Source organism: Pseudomonas wadenswilerensis (assembly GCF_024749185.1).
GTDB lineage: Bacteria > Pseudomonadota > Gammaproteobacteria > Pseudomonadales > Pseudomonadaceae > Aquipseudomonas > Aquipseudomonas wadenswilerensis.
Genome location: NZ_CP087191.1, coordinates 4,924,475 through 4,943,056 on the forward strand (window position 1 = coordinate 4,924,475; position 18,582 = coordinate 4,943,056).

Below are 18,582 nucleotides of genomic sequence, written 5' to 3' on the forward strand. Positions count from 1 at the left end.
CCATGAACCTGTTGAACTCCCTGGCCAGCCAGCCACTGATGTACCTGAGCATCGCCCTGTTGCTCGGGCTGATCGTCGGCAGTTTTCTCAATGTGCTGGTGCATCGCCTGCCGATCATGCTCGAACGCCAATGGCAGGCCGAGGCGCGCGAGGTGCTGGAGTTGCCTAGCGAGGCACAAGCGCCGCGCTTCGACCTGTTGTTGCCGCCATCGCAGTGCCCCCATTGCGCCCACCGTATTCGCCCCTGGGAAAACATACCGGTCATTAGTTACCTGGCCTTGCGCGGGCGCTGTTCCGGTTGCCAGGCGCGCATCAGCCCGCGCTACCCGCTGGTGGAACTCGCCTGCGGGGCGCTGACCCTGTTTGTCGCCTGGCGCTTCGGCGTCACCGGCACCGCCCTGGCCCTGCTGGTGCTGAGCTGGGGCCTGCTGGCCATGAGCATGATCGACATCGAGCACCAACTGCTGCCCGATGCCCTGGTGTTGCCGCTGTTGTGGCTGGGGTTGATCGTCAATGCCTTCGAAATGTTCGTGCCGCTGGAAGATGCCCTGTGGGGCACGGTGGCCGGTTACCTGAGCCTGTGGTCGGTGTTCTGGTTGTTCAAGATGGTTACCGGCAAGGAAGGCATGGGCTATGGCGACTTCAAGTTGCTGGCGATGCTGGGCGCCTGGGGCGGCTGGCAGATCCTGCCCCTGACGCTGCTGCTGTCGTCCTTGTTGGGGGCGTTGATCGGGCTGATTATGCTGCGCCTGCAGCGCAAGCAGGCCAGCACGCCGATCCCCTTTGGTCCCTATCTGGCCATCGCGGGCTGGATCGCGCTGCTCTGGGGTGGTCAAATAACCACTTCCTATCTGAAATATTCCGGATTCTGATGACCACCGCTGCTTTCACCCCCTGGATTCTCGGCCTTACCGGCGGCATCGGCAGTGGCAAGAGCGCCGCTGCGCAGCGCTTTGTCGAGCTGGGTGTGCACCTGGTCGACGCCGATCAGGCCGCGCGCTGGGTGGTCGAGCCGGGCCGCCCGGCGCTGGCCCGTATCGTCGAGCGTTTCGGCCCGGGGGTGCTGCTCGAAGACGGCCAGCTCAACCGCGCCGCCCTGCGCGAGCTGATCTTTGCCGACCCGCAGCAGCGCCTGTGGCTCGAAGCGCTGCTGCATCCGTTGATCGGCCAGGAGATTTTCAGCTACCTGGCCAAGGCCGAGTCGCCCTATGCGGTGTTCGTTTCGCCGTTGATGGTGGAGTCCGGCCAGTACAAGCGCACCGACCGCCTGCTGGTGATCGATGCACCGCAGGAGTTGCAAGTGCAGCGCACCCTGCTGCGCGACCAGACCAGCGCCGAACAGGTGCAGGCCATCCTCAAGGCCCAGGCCAGCCGCGAAGAACGCCTGCGCCACGCCCACGACGTGCTGGTCAATGACCGCGATCTGGACTGGCTGCGCTCGGAGGTCGACCGCCTGTACCACTTTTACCTGACTTTGCGAGGAGGCCAAGCATGAGCCAACCAACAACCGTAGATTGCCCGACCTGTGGCGCCCCCGTGGAATGGAACGCGGCTAGCCCGTTCCGGCCGTTCTGTTCCGACCGCTGCAAGCTGATCGACCTGGGTGCCTGGGCCTCGGAAGAACACAAGATTCCGGTCGCACCGGATGCCGAAGACGAGTTGTTCTCCGGCGATATCAACCCGCACCACTGAGCCGTCAGCGCTCGGGGTCGTCATCCTTCCACGGGGCCTGCAAGTAGCGGGTCCGGTTGAAGGTCTCCAGCCACTCGGGGCAGAACACCACCAGGGCGCTGACCACCATGCCGTTGATGAAGGCTTCGGGGAAGATGATCAGCCACAGGTAGCCGATAAAGTCCTCGATCCACTCCGGCATGACGAAACGCCCGTCCATCCACAGCAAACCCAGCCCACCGAGCAGGCACAACAGTGCCGACAGCGCCGCGGCAAAAAAGCCCGAACAAAAGATATAAACGAACAGGTTGCGCGGCTGTGCCCGCTCCACCAGCATCGCGCACACTTCGGTAACCAGCACCGGCAGGCCGATCAGCAGCAGGCCATTGACCCCCATCGCCGCCAGGTCCTGGCGCCCCAGCGCCAGCAGGCCGAGCTGCGCCAGCAAGCCCCCGACAATCGCCAGTGGCCAGTCCAGCAGCAGGGTCACGGCGGTCATGCCGATGAAGTGATACGACACCCCGGTGTCGAAGTCACGCCGCACCAGCCACAGGGCAAACAAGGCGAACACCGTGCCGAACAGCAAATGCTGGCGACGGCTGTCGGCGAACAGTTCGAGCCAGCGGGTACGCGCCACCGCCCAGATCAGCACAGGCACATAGGCGACCCAGGCGATGGTCAGGGTCTGGCTGGAAAGCACGGCGGCACTGATCACGGCAAATAACCCTTGTTCAAGTGAGGCAATAGGCGTGGGGGCAGTCTACACCTCGGGGCGGGCTTGATCAGCCTCGGTGGTTGAGGAAAATGCAGGCGTGGCGCGGCGCCGCGCACCTGACGCAACCAGCAGCACAATGGCTGGGACTATCACCATGCTGGCGCCGAGCATGGCGCCCCGCAGGCCGATCACCTCAAGCGCGCCACCGCCGATGATCACCCCCAGGCCGATTGCGCCATTGAGCACTGCTGTATGCAGGGCCGTGGCCGGAACGGTATGGGCGCCGGCGATGCGCAACACCCAGGTCTGCAGGCCGGTGAACAGCGCCGAGATGGCAACGCCCCAGACCATCAGCAAGGTCGCCACGGCCAGCAGATTCAACTCGGGCCCGAGCAGGCCCAGGGTCAGCAGCGCCCCTGCCATGGCGATCAGGGCCAGGAGGATGAAGAGCTTGAGGTAGCGGTCGATGAAGATCGCGCTCAGCAGATTGCCGATAAAGCCGGCAGCACCGAAGGCAAAAAGCAGTGCTGCGATCAGCACCGGCGTGATGTCACGCACCTGACTGATAAAGGGCTCGACAAAGGTGTAGGCGGCAAAATGTGCGGCCGCCGTCAGCGCGGTTATGGCGAAGGTGATCAGTAGGTCCCGGCGCCTTAGCACCGCCGCATAACCCGTGCCTGGTGCTGCGGCAACCAGGCCAAGATCAGGGACGACCAGGGCGATTGCCCCGGCACTGGCGACACAGAGCAACGCCAGGCAAGCAAAGGCGGTTCGCCAGCCGTCGTACTGGCCCACCAGGTTGACCAGTGGCACGCCCATGACCGTGGCGAGGGTGATGCCGCCCAGCACGATCGAGGTGGCCAGGCCCATCTGCCGGGCGGGCGCGATCAGGGCGGCGGTGGCGGCCACGGTGGCCCAGAACACGCCATGGGCCAACGCCCCCACTGCCCTGGCCCCCAGCAGTGCAGAAAACTCCGGGGCGATTGCCGAGAGCGCATTCGATGCCGCCAGTATCAACATCAGGGCGATCATCAGCGGCTTGCGGCCAATCCAGCGGCTCAGGCTGTTGGCGAGCAAGCCGCTCAGCGCGCCGATCCAGGCATACAAGGTCACGCTGAGCCCGACCGTGGCGGGCTCCTGCGCCAGGTCGGCGGAGATCTGTGACAACAAACCGATCGGGGCAAACTCGGAGGTCACCATCGCAAAGGAGGCGATGCACAGCACCGTCACCGCGCTCCATATCCGCCAGACTGACACAGCCATACGCACGTCCGTCCCTGTAATGAGCTGAACTACACCTCGGGGGTGGCCTGATCAGCCTCGGCGGGTGCTTTCGGTGCCTCGAACAGGCGGAACACGGCGCCTTCAACCAGCCAGTCCGGTGGTTGGCAACTGGGGTTGCGCTGTTGCTCGATGACGCTGATGGTGGTCGCCGACACCTGCACATCGGCCCAGGCGCCGTAGCAGCCGAACTCGTTCAGGGTCAGGCGCACGCGGTAGTCGCCGGGCATGACGCTGAGCACCTTGGGGTTGAACTCGGCGTAGCTGCGGACGATTTCATCTTCGGCGCCGCGATGGTCGATGAGCTTGACGCTGTAGGGCGCTGAATCGCCCTCCTTGAGCACTACATAGCGGCCATCCGGGGTGTCGTAAGGCACGGTAGGCGTCCAGAACAAAAAGCCCACGCCATATACCAACAGGCCGCACAGCACCGTACCGGAGCCAAATACACCGCCCATCTTTACTACGCTCATGTTTCTTCCCTGATATTCGAGCCCACAACGGGTGCGCAGTCTAGGCGCTAGCTTACCGGCGCAGCAATGGCTTGCAGACATTTCCTGCAAAGCTCAATTGAACGCTAAGCTTGTGCCCATGGACGACTCAGACTACTTGCGCCTGCTCACCATTCAGGCCGAACAAGCCAATGCGTTTCTATCCAATGCCCGTAAATGGGAACGTGAGCGTTGGGTCTGCCAGCGCCTGCTGCAAGGCCTGAATATTCCCTACCGCAGCGAAGACTTTGCTGCCGCCGGGCAAGAGCCGCCTGACGTGCTGTTTCGCGATGCCGCCTTCGAGGTGTTCTTTGTGCTGGATGAAGGCCGGCGCCTGAACGACGAATGGCGCGAAGAACTGCAGCGCCGGCGCAGTGCCTTTTCATTGAGCCAGCTGGTGCGCCGCGAAGCCCGGCCACGGCGGATCAGCGCCCAGGAATTGCTGCAGCGCCTGGCGCCGACTCTGCGTAAAAAATCGCACAACTATCAGGAGCGCGGCCTCGACCTGAGCGAACTGGACATCATTGCCTTCGCCAGCCTCAAGCGCGAAGTGCTCGACCTCAACAGCCACTTTCCGCCGCCCACCGAATACCTGCGCCAGGGCTGGCGCTCGTTGTCACTGGTGGGCCCGACCTTTGCCCGGGTGCTGTTTGCCCACCCGGATGCGCCGGACTTCCTGCGCGGCAACCTGGGGCGCAGCATCGTTTTTGATGTCGGCATAAGCCTCTGAGCTGGCCCCCTGCCAACGCCCAATGGCATAAATTCTGCGCCGGTGATACAAAGCGCAATCATTCGTTATAAAGACAGCCAAGTGACTGAAAGATGGGCGACCTTCGAGCTACTACAGTGAACACTGTAGCTTTCCCACAGTCACATGCGTCTATCTGACGAGGCCCTCATGACCAGCCGCCTGAATCCCGAAGACCAGCGTCGCGTCGATGAATACCTGCGAGCCCCCCAGCACCAAGTCGAGCGCAAGCCGTTCCGGCCCTGGCTGCTCCTTCTGCTGGTGGTGGTCGTGACCGTTGCACTCGGCTTGTTGAGCCGCCTCTTGAGTCATCTGGTGCTATGAGCTGCCTTGCGCTCGCCCACAACGCCCGCCCCGTGCGGCCTGCCACTCAAGACCCGAATTCCGTAAACCTTATGAGATATCTCCATGACTCACCGTATTGTGATTGTCGGCGGCGGCGCCGGCGGCCTGGAACTGGCGACCCGCCTGGGTAAGACCCTGGGCAAAAAAGGTAGCGCCAGCATCACCCTGGTCGACGCCAACCTGACGCACATCTGGAAGCCGCTGCTGCATGAAGTGGCGGCAGGCTCGCTCAACTCTTCCGAAGACGAACTGAACTACGTGGCCCAGGCCAAGTGGAATCACTTCCAGTTCCAGCTCGGGCGCATGAGTGGCCTGGACCGCGAAACCAAGCAGATCCAGCTGGCCGCCACCCTTGATGAGGACGGCCGCGAGCTGCTGCCTGCGCGTACCTTGGGCTATGACACCCTGGTGATCGCGGTGGGTAGCAACACCAACGATTTTGGCACCTTGGGCGCGGCGCAGCATTGCCTGTTCCTCGACACCCGCAAGCAGGCCGAGCGTTTCCACCAGCAGTTGCTCAATCATTACCTGCGCGCCCACGCCGGCGATCAGGCCAATGAGCAAATCAGCGTGGCTATCGTCGGTGCCGGTGCCACCGGTGTCGAGCTTGCGGCCGAGCTGCATCACGCAGCCCATGAGCTGGCGGCTTACGGCCTGGATCGTATCCAGCCCAAAGACATGCACATCACCCTGATCGAAGCCGGCCCGCGGGTGCTGCCAGCACTGCCGGAGCGCATCAGCGTGCCGGTGCACAAGACCCTGGAAAAACTCGGGGTGACGGTGATGACCAACGCGGCGGTCAGTGAAGTGACTGCCGATGAACTGCGTACCAGCAATGGTGACGTGATTCAGGCCAGTCTGAAGGTCTGGGCGGCGGGTATTCGTGCGCCGGGTTTCCTCAAGGATATCGACGGCCTGGAAACCAACCGGATCAACCAGCTGGTGGTGCGTCCTACCCTGCAGACCACCCTGGACGACAACATCTTCGCCTTCGGCGACTGCGCCGCCTGCCCGCAACCGGGCAGCGACCGCAACGTGCCGCCACGGGCGCAGGCTGCGCACCAGCAGGCGTCGTTGCTGGCCAAGGGCTTGAAGGCGCGTCTGGAAGGCAAGCCGTTGCCGACGTATGCGTACCGGGATTATGGCTCGCTGGTGTCGCTGTCGCGCTTTTCGGCGGTGGGTAACCTGATGGGTAACCTGACCGGTAGCGTGATGCTGGAGGGCTGGTTGGCGCGGATGTTCTATGTGTCGCTGTACCGCATGCACCAGATGGCGCTGTACGGGACCTTCCGCACGCTGATGCTGATGCTGGGTAGCCGGATCGGGCGCGGGACTGAGCCGCGGTTGAAGCTGCACTGACGCTGGATTGGCTGTGAGGGCCTCATCGCGGGGCAAGCCCGCTCCCACAGGTATGGCGGTGTTTCTGTAGGAGCGGGCTTGACCCGCGATGGCGTCGGTACAGTCGATGTAAATGTGCTGCTGGCAAGCCAGCTCCCACAGGTCCGTGGTGTAGGTTTTACTTGAGGACCCGATAGGTACTCTGCACAAACCCGCTCTCAAAGGTGGTGCTGCGCATATGCTGCAGCGTCACGTCCTTCGCCAGGGCCCCGAACAGCGGGATGCCGCTGCCCAGCAACACCGGTATGCGGGTGATGGTCAGTTCATCCAGCCGGCCTTCGCGCAAGAAACTCTGAATCACCTGCCCGCCATCAAGGTACAGGCCCTTGGCGCCTGTTTCATTCAGGTGCTCGACCAGGTCGGCGACCGGCCCCGGGTGCACTTCGACGCCGTGCTGCATATCGGCCTGCTGCAAGGTGCTGCTCAGCACCACCACACGCTTGTGCGGATACGGCCACTCGCCAAAGGTCAGGACCTTCTCGAAGGTGTTGCGGCCCATGACCAGGGTGTCGATGGTGGCCATGTACGCCGCGTAACCGTGGTCGTCACTGGAGCTGGTGGCGACCATCAGCCAGTCCAGTTCGCCGCTTTCACGGGCGATGAAGCCATCGAGGCTGGTGGCGATGTAGACAGAAGTTTTCAGGGGCATGGCGCGGCGTCCTTGCAGGAAATAGCCGGATAGTATCAGGCAGGCCGCAGAAACGAAAAAAGGGCACCTTTTGCAAGGTGCCCTTCTTTCTGAATATGGTCGGGGTAAGGGGATTCGAACTCCTGACATCCTGCTCCCAAAGCAGGCGCGCTACCGGACTGCGCTATACCCCGGTAAAAAAAAGGCACCGATTAAGGCGCCTTTTTTATGGCTGGCTGCTAATGGCAAACCAACCTTTTAAGATTTGAACCCAGCGTACCGGCTTCAAAAATGGTGGGTCGTGTAGGATTCGAACCTACGACCAATTGGTTAAAAGCCAACTGCTCTACCAACTGAGCTAACGACCCAAAAATGGTCGGGGTAAGGGGATTCGAACTCCTGACATCCTGCTCCCAAAGCAGGCGCGCTACCGGACTGCGCTATACCCCGGCTTGAAATTTGGCTCCGCGACCAGGACTCGAACCTGGGACCCAATGATTAACAGTCATTTGCTCTACCGACTGAGCTATCGCGGAACTATCAATTTCAATTACAACAGTGCTGCAATTTCGAGTGCTGTATCACTACCGCTTCGAACTCTTCGACCTTGTGCATCGCTGCGTTCATGTCTCTGAGGCGCGCTATTCTACAACCTTCAAAACCCTTGTCAACCCCTAATTTGCATTCAACTTACTGATTTGCAACTTTTTTTCAGATTCCCAATTTTGCCGGGAAACTGCGGGGTGACATACAGCGGGGCGCACTTTACAAGCACTCGAGAAAAAATGCAAAGAAAAAAGGCCTCGAAATTCGAGGCCTTAGCGTAACCCGCCGAAAACTCAGGCGAAGACGATCTCTTCGCCCTCTACCTTCGCCGTAATGGCGCTGCCTGGCAGGAACTGGCCCGACAGGATCAGCTGCGCCAACGGGTTCTCGATCCAGCGCTGGATCGCCCGCTTCAGCGGCCGTGCGCCATAGACCGGGTCGTAACCGACGGCGATCAGTTTATCCAGCGCCTCGGGGCTGAGCTCCAGGCTCAGGTCGCGTTCGGCCAGACGGCTGCGCAAGCGGCCGAGCTGGATCTGGGTGATGCCGGCAATCTGCTCGCGACCCAGCGGTTCGAACACCACCACTTCGTCGATCCGGTTGATGAACTCCGGACGGAAGTGCGAACCCACGGCGTCCATTACCGCCGCACGCTGTGCTTCACGATCGCCCACCAGTTCCTGGATCTGCGAGGAGCCCAGGTTGGAGGTCATGACAATCACGGTATTGCGGAAATCCACCGTCCGCCCGTGGCTGTCGGTCAGGCGACCGTCTTCAAGCACCTGCAGCAACACGTTGAACACATCCGGGTGAGCCTTCTCGACCTCGTCGAGCAGCACGACGGCATAAGGTTTGCGCCGCACGGCTTCGGTCAGGTAGCCACCCTCTTCGTATCCCACATAGCCTGGTGGTGCACCGATCAGGCGAGCCACGGAATGTTTCTCCATGAACTCGGACATATCGATACGCACCATGGCCTCTTCAGTATCGAAGAGGAATTCGGCCAACGCCTTGCACAGCTCGGTTTTACCGACACCGGTCGGGCCGAGGAACAGGAACGAGCCGCTTGGGCGGTTCGGGTCCGACAGGCCGGCACGCGAACGACGCACAGCGTTGGACACCGCGACGACCGCTTCTTCCTGGCCGATCACCCGCTCGTGCAGCAGGCTTTCCATCTTCAGCAGTTTTTCCCGCTCGCCTTCGAGCATCTTCGACACCGGGATGCCGGTCCACTTGGAGACGACTTCGGCAATCTCTTCTTCGGTGACCTTGTTACGCAGCAGCTGGTTTTCTGCCTTGCCGTGCTGGTCGACCATCTGCAGGCTGCGCTCCAGGTCCGGGATCACCCCGTACTGCAGCTCGGCCATGCGGCTGAGGTCGCCCTTGCGGCGGGCAGCTTCAAGCTCCTGACGCGACTGCTCGATTTTCTGCTGAATCTGCGCCGAGCCCTGCACTTCGGCTTTTTCCGAGGTCCAGATCTCTTCCAGGTCAGCGTACTCGCGCTCCAGCCGGACGATCTCTTCGGTGAGTTTCTCCAGACGCTTGAGCGCGGCTTCGTCGTCTTCTTTCTTCAGCGCCTGGGATTCAACCTTCAGCTGAATCAGGCGGCGCTCCAGGCGGTCGAGCACTTCCGGCTTGGAGTCGATCTCCATGCGGATGCGGCTGGCCGCTTCATCGATCAGGTCGATGGCCTTGTCCGGCAGTTGCCGATCGGTGATGTAGCGGTGGCTGAGCTTGGCCGCGGCGATGATCGCGCCGTCGGTGATCGCTACCTTGTGGTGCACCTCGTAACGCTCTTTGAGGCCACGCAGGATGGCGATGGTGTCTTCTTCGCTCGGCTCTTCTACCAGTACTTTCTGGAAACGCCGCTCAAGCGCCGCATCCTTTTCAATGTACTGGCGGTACTCGTTCAGCGTGGTGGCGCCGACGCAGTGCAGCTCGCCACGGGCCAGGGCCGGCTTGAGCATGTTGCCAGCATCCATCGAGCCTTCGCCTTTACCGGCGCCGACCATGGTGTGCAGTTCATCGATGAACAGGATGATCTGCCCTTCCTGCTTGGACAACTCGTTGAGCAGGCCTTTGAGGCGCTCTTCGAACTCGCCGCGGAACTTGGCACCGGCGATCAGTGCGCCCATGTCCAGCGACAGCAGGCGCTTGCCTTTGAGGCCATCCGGCACTTCGCCATTGATGATGCGCTGGGCCAGGCCTTCGGCGATGGCGGTTTTACCCACGCCAGGCTCACCGATCAGCACCGGGTTGTTCTTGGTACGGCGTTGCAACACCTGGATGGTGCGGCGAATTTCGTCGTCACGGCCGATCACCGGGTCAAGCTTGCCGTCTTCGGCGCGCTTGGTCAGGTCGACGGTGTATTTATCCAGGGCCTGGCGCGATTCTTCGGCGTTGGGGTCATTGACCGCCTCGCCGCCACGCAGGTTGCTGATGGCGTTTTCCAGGGCTTTTTTGGTCACGCCCTGGCCGAGCAGCAACTTGCCGAGCTTGCTGTTCTCGTCCATGGCCGCCAGCAGCACAAGCTCGCTGGAGATGAACTGGTCGCCCTTCTGCTGGGCCAGGCGGTCAGCCTGGTTGAGCAGGCGCGCCAGGTCCTGGGACATGTTGACGTCGCCGGTGGGGTTCTGGATTTTCGGCAGTTGGTCGAGCTCTTTGCTCAACGCCTTGCGCAGGCTGTTGACGTCAAAGCCGACCTGCATCAGCAGCGGCTTGATCGAACCGCCCTGCTGATCGATCAGGGCCTGCACCAGGTGCGCAGGCTCGATGGCCGGATGGTCCATGCCCACGGCCAGGGATTGGGAATCGGATAACGCTAATTGCAGCTTGCTGGTCAAACGGTCTATTCGCATGGGTTACCTTCCTTTATGGGCAGGTCGGAGCGATGGACACACCTGATGAAGAAAAACCTGCCTGAGATACCACTGTAGATGAGGGTGATTCTGGAGGTTTCAAGCTTGACGGGCTTGATCCAGGTCAGCGCGGTGCCAGCCAGACCAGGGAAGCGAAGCGGCCACCCTGCGGGGTGCGCCGATAAGAATAGAAGCGCGGGTCGCTGACGGTGCACAAGCCACCACCATAGACTGCATCGACGCCGCGTGCTGCCAGGCGCAGGCGGGCCAGCTCGTAGATATCGGCCATCAGCTTGCCGGGCTGGGCACCGGGCACGAAGGCCTGGGCCGTTTCCGGATGAACGGTCGTGAACGCGTCGCGTACTTCCAGGCCAACTTCGAAGGCTTGCGGGCCAATGGCCGGGCCGAGCCACACCAGCACCTCGTCGGGCGGCAGCCCCAGGCGGTCCAGGGTGGCTTCGAGCACACCGTTGGCCAGCCCGCGCCAGCCGGCGTGGGCGGCGGCTATCCGGGTGCCGGCGCGGTCGCAGAACAGCACCGGTAAACAGTCGGCGGTCATCACCGTGCAGGCAATGCCCGGGGTCGCGCTGTAGCTGGCATCGGCTTCGGCGATAACACTGGGGTCGGCATCGGCCACCACCACGCCATGCACCTGCTTGAGCCAGGCTGGCTGGATGCCGAACTCGGCGGTCAGGCGCCGGCGGTTCTCGGCCACCGCGGCTGGCGCATCGCCAACATGGTCACCGAGGTTGAAGCTTTCATAGGGCGGCAGGCTGACCCCGCCGCTGCGCGTGGTGACGCAGGCGCGAACCGCGGCTGGCGCAGGCCAGTCGGGGATCAACAACGCTTGCGTCAGCTCGCTCATCCGACGAACGCCTCGCGGTCCTGCTTGAGCAGCGACAGCAGCCAGACGAAGTCGTCCGGCAGCGCCGATTCCCAGCCCATGCGCTCGCCGGTCACCGGGTGATCCAGCTCCAGGAAGCGTGCATGCAGGGCCTGGCGCGGGAAGGTCTTGAGCGCGTCGACCATGGTCAGGCTGGCCGCTGGCGGAATACGGAAACGCCCGCCATAGACCGGATCGCCGACCAACGGGAAGTTGACGTGAGCCATGTGCACGCGGATCTGGTGGGTACGCCCGGTCTCGAGCTTGACCCGCACGTGGGTGTGCGAGCGGAAACGCTCCAGTACGCGGTAGTGGCTGACCGCCGGCTTGCCGCCTTCGGTCACCGCCATGCGCTGGCGCTGCCCGCCATGACGCCCGATCGGCGCGTTGATCTTGCCGCCGGCGGTGACCACACCAATCACGATGCATTCATAGATGCGGCTGACGCTGCGGCTTTGCAACTGGGCGACCAGCTGGGTCTGCGCCTGGATGGTCTTGGCCACCACCATCAGACCGGTGGTGTCCTTGTCCAGGCGGTGGACGATACCGGCGCGCGGCACATTGATGATGTCCGGCACATGGTGCAGCAGGGCATTGAGCAGGGTGCCATCGGCGTGGCCCGCAGCCGGGTGGACCACAAGCCCGGCAGGCTTGTTGATCACCAGGATGTGGTCGTCTTCGTAGACGATATCCAGCTCGATGTCCTGGGCCACCCACTCGCCCTGGGCTTCCTGCTCGGCATCGAGCGCCAGCAGCGCACCGCCGTGGACGATATCGCGTGGACGCAGGACAGCGCCATCGACCGTCAGGCGCCCCTCCTTGATCCAGGTGGACAGGCGCGAGCGCGAGTGCTCAGCGAACAATTGGGCGGCGACTTGGTCGAGGCGTTGCCCGCCCAATTCGGACGGCACCTCTGCGCGAAGTTGAATGATCTCGGACATGCTCGAATCAGCGGGCGGCACAGCCTTTGGTTTCGACTGCGCGCTTGTGGTTAAATACGACGTCTTTTGCCCCGAGGGTTGCATCGGGGTGCTCATCATAACAGGACGGCCACGCCCAAGACAGCGGCCGTCATAGGGACGCAAGCCGCCATGCAAGTGAAACACCTGCTGCTGATCGCCATCCTCGGACTGACCGCTGCTTGTTCTTCGAAGGAAGTCGTCGACGAAAACCTGAGCGAAGCCGAGCTGTACCAGCAGGCGCAGGCCGACCTGGACAACCACAGCTATACCAGCGCCACAAGCAAGCTGAAGGCTCTGGAATCGCGCTATCCGTTCGGCCGCTACGCCGACCAGGCCCAGCTCGAGCTGATCTACGCGAACTACAAGAACGCCGAACCGGAGGCTGCCAAGTCTGCTGCCGAGCGTTTCATTCGCTTGCATCCGCAGCATCCGAACGTCGACTACGCCTACTACCTCAAGGGTCTGACCTCTTTCGACCAGGACCGCGGCCTGCTGGCGCGCTTCCTGCCGCTGGACATGACCAAGCGTGACCCGGGTGCTGCCCGCGACTCGTACAACGAGTTCGCCCAGCTGACCAGCCGCTTCCCCAACAGCCGCTATTCGCCAGACGCCAAGCAGCGCATGATCTACCTGCGCAACCTGCTGGCCTCCTACGAAATCCACGTGGCCGACTACTACCTGACCCGTCAGGCCTATGTCGCTGCCGCCAACCGTGGCCGCTACGTGGTCGAGAACTTCCAGGAAACCCCATCGGTCGGCGACGGCCTGGCGGTGATGACCGAAGCCTACATGCGTCTGCACCTGGACGAACTGGCCGCTACCAGCCTGGAAACCCTCAAGCTCAACTACCCGGATCACCCGAGCCTGGTCGATGGCCAGTTCGTGCCGCAGCAGAACGAGGCCGACAACCGCTCGTGGCTGTCCAAGGCCACCCTGGGCCTGATCGATACCGCCACGCCGCTGCCGCCGGGCGAAACCCGCGCCAACCAGGACGTGATCAAGCAGTACCAGGACGCCAAAGATGCGATCCCGCAAGAGCTGCAGCCTAAAGATGCCAACGGTGACGTCATCGAAGAAGAGAACCACGAAGCGGAAGGCAACAACGAAGACCGCTCCTGGTTCAGCTACATGACCTTCGGTGTGTTCGACTGAGCCATCGTGTAAAAGATAAAGGGAGGCCAAGGCCTCCCTTTTTTCATGCCTGAGCCCTAGACTGAAGGCTCTTCACTGATAAAGCTGGACACCATGGTTCGCCTACTTTTCTGGATTGCCCTGATTGCTGCCGCCTTCTGGCTGTGGCGCAAGTTCAAGGCCAGCAATGCTGCTGGGCAAAGCAACAGCCTCGAAGACCCGCTGAAGATGGTCCGCTGCGCCCATTGCGGCGTGCATTTGCCCAGTGACCGGGCGCTGCATCGCGGGGCGCAGTGGTATTGCAGCCAGGCGCACCTGGAGCAGGGGCCCGGGGCGCAGCGCTGATTGCGCGGCGCGGCCATCGCTGGCAAGCCAGCTCCCACAGATACGGCAGGGGTCTGAAGATATCTGCTTTCCTGTGGGAGCCGGCCTTGCCGGCGATAGGGCCCTAGAGAGCAGCCAAGCGCCCAGCCGGCGCATACGGCGCCGGGTCAATGATCGGCTCACGACCCAGCAACAAATCCGCAAACAACTGGCAGGACGCCGGCGCCAGCACCAGGCCATTGCGGTAATGCCCGCAGTTCAGCCACAGCCCGGCATAGCCCGGCACCTCGCCGATGTACGGAACGCCCTCCGGCGAACCCGGCCGCAACCCTGCCCAATGGGCTACCGGGGTGGCATCGGCCAGCGCCGGCAGCAACTCCACCGCCGACGCCTTCAGGCTTTCCAGCGCCTCCCCGGTCGGGGTCTTGTCGTAACCGGCATGCTCCAGGGTGCTGCCCACCAGAATATGCCCGTCACGCCGCGGGATCGCATAGCGCCCCTTGGCCAGCACCATGCTCGGCAGGAAGTCTTCGGCGCACTTGTACAGAATCATCTGCCCTTTCACCGGCTCGACCGGCAGCTCCAGGCCCAATGGCCGCAGCAAGTCGCCGCTCCAGGCGCCAGCCGTCAGCACCACGCGATCGGCCTGGATCGCTCCGTTCGCAGTTTCGACACCGGTGACGCGCTCGCCCTCACGGCTAAAGCCGGTGATTTCGCAGTGCTCGCGAATGCTCACGTTCGGCAGCGCCAGCAAGGCGGCCTTGAGTGATTTGACCAGACGCGGGTTACGTACGTTGGCAACCCCGGCCATATAGATGGCGCGACGGAAACCGCCGCCAAGCACCGGCACCGCGTCATAGGCCGCAGAGATATCCACAGCGCTCAACGGCCGCCCTTCGCGCTCGGCCCAGGCCAGGGCTTCGGCTTCGTCGTCCAGGTCCAGCCAGTACAGGCCGGTGGTGTGCACTTCAGGGTCTACCCCGGTGCTGGCGAACAGGCGCTCGCCCAGCTGTGGATAAAAATCCTGCGACCAGTGCGCCAGGGCCGTTACCGCCGCGCTATAGCGCCACGGGTACAGCGGCGAGACGATGCCGCCACCGGCCCAGGAAGACTCCTGGCCGAGCGCGCCACGATCACACAGCACCACCTGCTCGACGTCGGCCGCCAGGTTGAACGCTGTCAGCAGGCCGATCACCCCGCCGCCGACAATCACTACTTGCTTGGTCATGTATTGATCCAACTTCTGAAGTAAACCTCAGCCACCCCAACAGCCACGACCGGCCTCGACGGCGCCGGGATTGCTGCGCACACCGGCCTGGTCGAGCTCGAAATCGGCGCAGCGGTCACTGGTCATCAAGCCACCCGGAATACGCCGGGCGGTAAGGATGAATGACGTCGAATGACGAACGGCTTGTAGCCGGTAGTGCTCGGTCCCAGGCGCCAATGGGGTGACCAGGGCTTCGCTGTCGGCATACTGGCCGGTGCGTGAATAGTGACGCTCCAGTATCTGCGCGCTCTCGAACAGCAACCCGGCAATTTCCGTGCGTGCGGCCTTGCGGACCTGTTCGCTGTAGCTGGGGTAGGCAATGCCCGCCAGAATGCCGACCACGGCGACGACAAGCAACAGTTCAATCAGGCTCAAACCTTTCTGCAGGTTGTACATAAATCGAACTCCTAGTGAATCTGCCGCCAGAGGATGCGCCTGGGTTGATGGGCGCCCTCTTCTACAGCCTGTGCATAAACGCTCTCCAGCACGCTGCGGCCTGCCCCGCCATGGCTGACTGCGGTGATCCGGTAAAGCGTGACGGCCAGATTGGCAGGCAGGTGCGCGGCGTGGGTGCTCTGGCCAAGGTTCTGCACCAGGTAGAAGCCGCTGGCGCCGCGTTGCCAGTTCAGGCCGGACGTTGGCCCCTCGCCGCGGTATACACCTGCGGCCCTCACCCGCCCGGCTTCAGGGGGTGGCAAACAGTACGTGCATGGCTGCGCGCCAGACACGTCCGATTCCCCCAGCAGCAAGGCCTGCTCCGCATGCTCGAAGCTTTGCAGGACCGCCAGCAGGTTGCCAGCCATGCGCTCCTGCAGGGTGGCACTGACCATGGCCGAGATGCCGAGCAACCCCAACAGCCCCAGCAACACCAGGCTGATCAGCAGGATCACGCCGCGCTGGTTGCCGGGCCTAGCCATTGCGCAGCGCTACCGTCAGTTGATACTGCTGCGGCCTGACCCGTGACTGCGGGTCAATCAAGGTCAGGCTCAGGCGTAGCCCGGCGATACCGTTGGTGTTTCGCCTGACGATGTCGACGCGCAGTTCACCGAGGTTGTCGATCAGCGGCGCATAGCTGGCGCCGCTACCGAGCATCAGGCTTGCGCCATCAACGCGATAGGTCTGGCGCCGTATCGGTATCGCGTACTGGCCGGCAGGCGCAGCCTGCCCCTCGGGATAGACCCTGGCCTGGGCAATGCAGTCGGTGACCAACGTCCAGTTCGGCCGTCCACCTGCACCAGCCACTTCGGCGCTGATCAGACTCAGTTGCTGCAGTTGCCCATCCGCTGCCCGGGTTATTTCCAGCGGTTGGGCAAACGCCTGGGCCGACGACGGATGCACATGGTGGATTGCATCCGCGCGCAGGCAGCCGAACATGCCGCTCATGCGAATGTCCTGGGCCATGCGCTGCAACGTCAGGCGCGCGTCTTCCTGCAACTGGGCCGCGACGCCTTGAGCCTGCCAGTTCTGACTGGCCGCCAGGAACAAGCGGCTGGCAGCGAGTATCAGCAATAACCCGAGGCTGAGGGCCAGCAACACCTCGACCAGGCCGACGCCGCCTTGCCGGCTCATCGGCTTGGCCCTTGCAGCGCGCCGTTGATCCGCGCCTGTTCGAGCACGCCATGCTGCAGATACGCCGCCTGGGTACTCTGCAAGGCACTGTCGGTAGCCTGCAACGCCCGCACTTGCGCAGCCGCAGCAGCAAACAGACCCAGCCCCAGCACCAGCATGGCCAGCAGCACCTCGATCAGGCTCATTCCTTGTTGCCGTCCGCCATCCATGGCGCCTTCCCCCCTGCGACTTTTCCACAGCCCTTTGCCAACCCGGCCGACTGGACGTTCCTGTCCGCCGGCCTGACTCTATAGAAGCACTTCCAGGGAGGAATGCACGGTGAAGCAACAGGGCGTAACACTGATACAAATGATGTTCGCGTTAGCGCTGGTGGGGGTGCTGACGCACATCAGCGCGCCGACCTACAGCACCATGAGCAGCGGGCTACACCAGCAAGCTGCCGCCAAAGATCTGGCCCAGGCTTTGCGCACCGCGCGCAGCGAGGCCTTGCTGCGTAACCAGGTGGTCCGCCTGCAGGCGCTGGAGGATAACTGGGGCAACGGCTGGCGCATGGTCGTGGAGCAGGACGGCCCACAGCTGCTGTACCAACAGCGGCTTGAGCGGGTGAGCATCGTAGGCAATCAACCGGTGGCCCGGCAGGTACGCTTCAGCGGGCTGGGGGTGCCCTTGCACGAGGGGGGAGCGTTTCAGGCCGGGACGCTGTTCGTCTGCCAGCGCCCCGATCCCTTCAGCCAGTACCGGGTGGTACTGGCACACACAGGCCGGGTCAGCCTGCGCGAGGAGCCCGGCGAGCAGCCGCTGTGCGCGGCTGCCGGGTCAGATCAATGAACGCACGCGCAGCTCTTTGGGCATCGAGAAGGTGATGTTCTCCTCGCGGCCATCGAGCTCTTCGGCGCCGGTGGCACCCCAGGCCCGCAACTGCTCGATCACGCCACGCACCAGCACTTCGGGCGCCGAAGCACCGGCAGTGATACCAATGCGTTCGACGCCATCGAACCAGCTTTTTTGCAGGTCTTCAGCGCCGTCGATCAGGTAGGCCGGGGTCGACATGCGCTCGGCCAGCTCACGCAGGCGGTTGGAGTTGGAGCTGTTCGGGCTGCCGACCACCAATACCACGTCGCATTCGTTGGCCAGTTGCTTAACCGCGTCCTGACGGTTCTGGGTGGCGTAGCAGATGTCGTCCTTGCGCGGCCCGCCGATATTGGGGAAGCGCGCGCGCAGGGCATCGATCACCCGGCTGGTGTCGTCCATCGACAGCGTGGTCTGGGTGACGAAGGCCAGTTTGTTCGGGTCGTTGACCTGCAGGCTGGCAACATCGTCCTCGTCTTCGACCAGGTAGATGGCGCCACCATTGCTGGTGTCGTACTGACCCATGGTGCCTTCGACTTCCGGGTGGCCTTCGTGGCCGATCAGGATGCACTCACGGCCGTCGCGGCTGTAGCGCGCCACCTCGATATGCACCTTGGTCACCAGCGGGCAGGTCGCGTCGAACACCTTCAGGCCGCGCCCCGCCGCTTCCTGGCGCACGGCCTGGGAAACACCGTGGGCGCTGAAGATGACGATGACGTCATCTGGCACCTGGTCCAGTTCTTCGACAAAAACGGCCCCGCGCGCACGCAGGTCCTCGACCACGAACTTGTTGTGCACCACTTCATGGCGCACGTAGATCGGCGGACCGAAGACTTCCAGCGCGCGGTTGACGATTTCGATCGCCCGGTCCACACCGGCACAAAAGCCACGGGGGTTGGCGAGTTTGATTTGCATG

The 18,582-nt window shown here is 63.0% G+C and carries 22 protein-coding genes and 4 tRNA genes; 9 read left to right on the top strand and 17 right to left on the bottom strand.

Going from position 1 to position 18,582, the window contains the following annotated elements; genetic code table 11:
* Positions 1–2: 2 nt before the first annotated feature.
* Genes LOY45_RS22540 through yacG form a run of 3 tightly spaced genes read left to right on the top strand, consistent with a single transcriptional unit; the run spans position 3 to position 1,692 of the window.
* The gene (locus LOY45_RS22540) at positions 3–872 is read left to right on the top strand and encodes a prepilin peptidase (RefSeq protein ID WP_258578395.1); all 870 of its coding nucleotides are present in this window, start codon (positions 3–5) and stop codon (positions 870–872) included.
* Positions 872–1,495 carry a dephospho-CoA kinase gene (coaE, locus tag LOY45_RS22545; RefSeq protein ID WP_258578396.1) on the top strand — a complete coding sequence of 208 codons (624 nt, stop codon included), beginning with the start codon at positions 872–874 and terminating at the stop codon, positions 1,493–1,495. The genes LOY45_RS22540 and coaE overlap by 1 nt, the downstream gene beginning before the upstream one ends.
* Positions 1,492–1,692 (top strand): DNA gyrase inhibitor YacG, encoded by a 201-nt coding sequence (yacG, locus tag LOY45_RS22550; RefSeq protein WP_258578397.1) that lies wholly within the window; start codon positions 1,492–1,494, stop codon positions 1,690–1,692. The genes coaE and yacG overlap by 4 nt, the downstream gene beginning before the upstream one ends.
* Before the next feature lie 4 nt (positions 1,693–1,696).
* Here the strand turns inward: yacG and LOY45_RS22555 are convergent, their stop codons facing one another.
* From LOY45_RS22555 to LOY45_RS22565, 3 genes are read right to left on the bottom strand one after another with little or no spacing between them, the layout of a single operon-like run.
* Positions 1,697–2,386, bottom strand: coding sequence for an energy-coupling factor ABC transporter permease (locus tag LOY45_RS22555; protein WP_115085295.1), 690 nt, complete (start codon positions 2,384–2,386; stop codon positions 1,697–1,699).
* 45 nt (positions 2,387–2,431) lie between these two features.
* Positions 2,432–3,649 carry an MFS transporter gene (locus LOY45_RS22560; protein ID WP_115085294.1) on the bottom strand — a complete coding sequence of 406 codons (1,218 nt, stop codon included), beginning with the start codon at positions 3,647–3,649 and terminating at the stop codon, positions 2,432–2,434.
* Positions 3,650–3,678: 29 nt separating this feature from the next.
* A complete protein-coding gene (locus tag LOY45_RS22565; protein WP_258578398.1) occupies positions 3,679–4,140 on the bottom strand; it encodes a hypothetical protein in 462 nt (153 codons plus the stop codon).
* 118 nt (positions 4,141–4,258) lie between these two features.
* Here LOY45_RS22565 and LOY45_RS22570 point away from each other — a divergent pair, with 118 nt between their 5' ends.
* The 3 genes from LOY45_RS22570 to LOY45_RS22580 all read left to right on the top strand — a co-directional run bounded on the left by LOY45_RS22570 (position 4,259) and on the right by LOY45_RS22580 (position 6,610).
* Positions 4,259–4,888: a DUF1780 domain-containing protein gene (locus LOY45_RS22570; RefSeq protein WP_010220617.1), complete on the top strand. Its 630-nt coding sequence runs from the start codon at positions 4,259–4,261 to the stop codon at positions 4,886–4,888.
* Positions 4,889–5,056: 168 nt separating this feature from the next.
* Positions 5,057–5,230 carry a DUF3094 family protein gene (locus LOY45_RS22575; protein ID WP_081492759.1) on the top strand — a complete coding sequence of 58 codons (174 nt, stop codon included), beginning with the start codon at positions 5,057–5,059 and terminating at the stop codon, positions 5,228–5,230.
* Positions 5,231–5,314: 84 nt separating this feature from the next.
* On the top strand, positions 5,315–6,610 hold the full coding sequence (locus LOY45_RS22580) for an NAD(P)/FAD-dependent oxidoreductase (protein ID WP_010220616.1): 1,296 nt from the start codon (positions 5,315–5,317) through the stop codon (positions 6,608–6,610).
* Between the two features lie 157 nt (positions 6,611–6,767).
* Here the strand turns inward: LOY45_RS22580 and LOY45_RS22585 are convergent, their stop codons facing one another.
* The 8 genes from LOY45_RS22585 to rluD all read right to left on the bottom strand — a co-directional run bounded on the left by LOY45_RS22585 (position 6,768) and on the right by rluD (position 12,505).
* Positions 6,768–7,298: a dihydrofolate reductase family protein gene (locus tag LOY45_RS22585; RefSeq protein ID WP_093379425.1), complete on the bottom strand. Its 531-nt coding sequence runs from the start codon at positions 7,296–7,298 to the stop codon at positions 6,768–6,770.
* Between the two features lie 96 nt (positions 7,299–7,394).
* Positions 7,395–7,471: transfer RNA gene (locus LOY45_RS22590), tRNA-Pro, on the bottom strand.
* 98 nt (positions 7,472–7,569) lie between these two features.
* Positions 7,570–7,645 (bottom strand) — tRNA-Lys (locus LOY45_RS22595).
* Between the two features lie 5 nt (positions 7,646–7,650).
* Positions 7,651–7,727: transfer RNA gene (locus LOY45_RS22600), tRNA-Pro, on the bottom strand.
* 10 nt (positions 7,728–7,737) lie between these two features.
* Positions 7,738–7,813: transfer RNA gene (locus tag LOY45_RS22605), tRNA-Asn, on the bottom strand.
* Positions 7,814–8,116: 303 nt separating this feature from the next.
* Complete coding sequence (gene clpB / locus LOY45_RS22610; RefSeq protein WP_115085291.1) at positions 8,117–10,681, bottom strand: ATP-dependent chaperone ClpB; 2,565 nt, start codon at positions 10,679–10,681, stop codon at positions 8,117–8,119.
* Between the two features lie 124 nt (positions 10,682–10,805).
* The gene (pgeF, locus tag LOY45_RS22615) at positions 10,806–11,546 is read right to left on the bottom strand and encodes a peptidoglycan editing factor PgeF (RefSeq protein ID WP_258578400.1); all 741 of its coding nucleotides are present in this window, start codon (positions 11,544–11,546) and stop codon (positions 10,806–10,808) included.
* Positions 11,543–12,505, bottom strand: a complete 963-nt coding sequence (gene rluD, locus LOY45_RS22620) for a 23S rRNA pseudouridine(1911/1915/1917) synthase RluD (RefSeq protein ID WP_038998723.1) — start codon at positions 12,503–12,505, stop codon at positions 11,543–11,545. The genes pgeF and rluD overlap by 4 nt, the downstream gene beginning before the upstream one ends.
* A gap of 150 nt (positions 12,506–12,655) precedes the next feature.
* Here rluD and LOY45_RS22625 point away from each other — a divergent pair, with 150 nt between their 5' ends.
* Together LOY45_RS22625 and LOY45_RS22630 are read left to right on the top strand one after the other, a co-directional pair.
* The gene (locus LOY45_RS22625) at positions 12,656–13,678 is read left to right on the top strand and encodes an outer membrane protein assembly factor BamD (RefSeq protein WP_115085289.1); all 1,023 of its coding nucleotides are present in this window, start codon (positions 12,656–12,658) and stop codon (positions 13,676–13,678) included.
* A 93-nt stretch (positions 13,679–13,771) separates the two neighbouring features.
* Positions 13,772–14,002 (top strand): PP0621 family protein, encoded by a 231-nt coding sequence (locus tag LOY45_RS22630; protein WP_115085288.1) that lies wholly within the window; start codon positions 13,772–13,774, stop codon positions 14,000–14,002.
* A gap of 103 nt (positions 14,003–14,105) precedes the next feature.
* On the opposite strand, the gene thiO is transcribed toward LOY45_RS22630, so the two are convergent.
* From thiO to LOY45_RS22655, 5 genes are read right to left on the bottom strand one after another with little or no spacing between them, the layout of a single operon-like run.
* Positions 14,106–15,209: a glycine oxidase ThiO gene (thiO, locus tag LOY45_RS22635; protein ID WP_134061360.1), complete on the bottom strand. Its 1,104-nt coding sequence runs from the start codon at positions 15,207–15,209 to the stop codon at positions 14,106–14,108.
* A 27-nt stretch (positions 15,210–15,236) separates the two neighbouring features.
* Positions 15,237–15,635 (bottom strand): type IV pilin protein, encoded by a 399-nt coding sequence (locus tag LOY45_RS22640; RefSeq protein ID WP_115085689.1) that lies wholly within the window; start codon positions 15,633–15,635, stop codon positions 15,237–15,239.
* 20 nt (positions 15,636–15,655) lie between these two features.
* Entirely contained in the window at positions 15,656–16,165 is a 510-nt protein-coding gene (locus LOY45_RS22645; protein ID WP_258578403.1) for a pilus assembly PilX family protein, read from the bottom strand.
* On the bottom strand, positions 16,158–16,817 hold the full coding sequence (locus tag LOY45_RS22650) for a PilW family protein (RefSeq protein ID WP_233674833.1): 660 nt from the start codon (positions 16,815–16,817) through the stop codon (positions 16,158–16,160). The genes LOY45_RS22645 and LOY45_RS22650 overlap by 8 nt, the downstream gene beginning before the upstream one ends.
* Positions 16,814–17,026: a type IV pilus modification PilV family protein gene (locus LOY45_RS22655; RefSeq protein ID WP_244211877.1), complete on the bottom strand. Its 213-nt coding sequence runs from the start codon at positions 17,024–17,026 to the stop codon at positions 16,814–16,816. Before LOY45_RS22655 ends, LOY45_RS22650 begins: the two co-directional genes overlap by 4 nt.
* 142 nt (positions 17,027–17,168) lie before the next feature.
* Here LOY45_RS22655 and LOY45_RS22660 point away from each other — a divergent pair, with 142 nt between their 5' ends.
* On the top strand, positions 17,169–17,645 hold the full coding sequence (locus LOY45_RS22660; RefSeq protein WP_258578404.1) for a GspH/FimT family pseudopilin: 477 nt from the start codon (positions 17,169–17,171) through the stop codon (positions 17,643–17,645).
* On the opposite strand, the gene ispH is transcribed toward LOY45_RS22660, so the two are convergent.
* Complete coding sequence (gene ispH, locus LOY45_RS22665) at positions 17,634–18,581, bottom strand: 4-hydroxy-3-methylbut-2-enyl diphosphate reductase (protein WP_115085282.1); 948 nt, start codon at positions 18,579–18,581, stop codon at positions 17,634–17,636. The genes LOY45_RS22660 and ispH overlap by 12 nt on opposite strands.
* Between the last annotated feature and the right edge of the window lies 1 nt (position 18,582).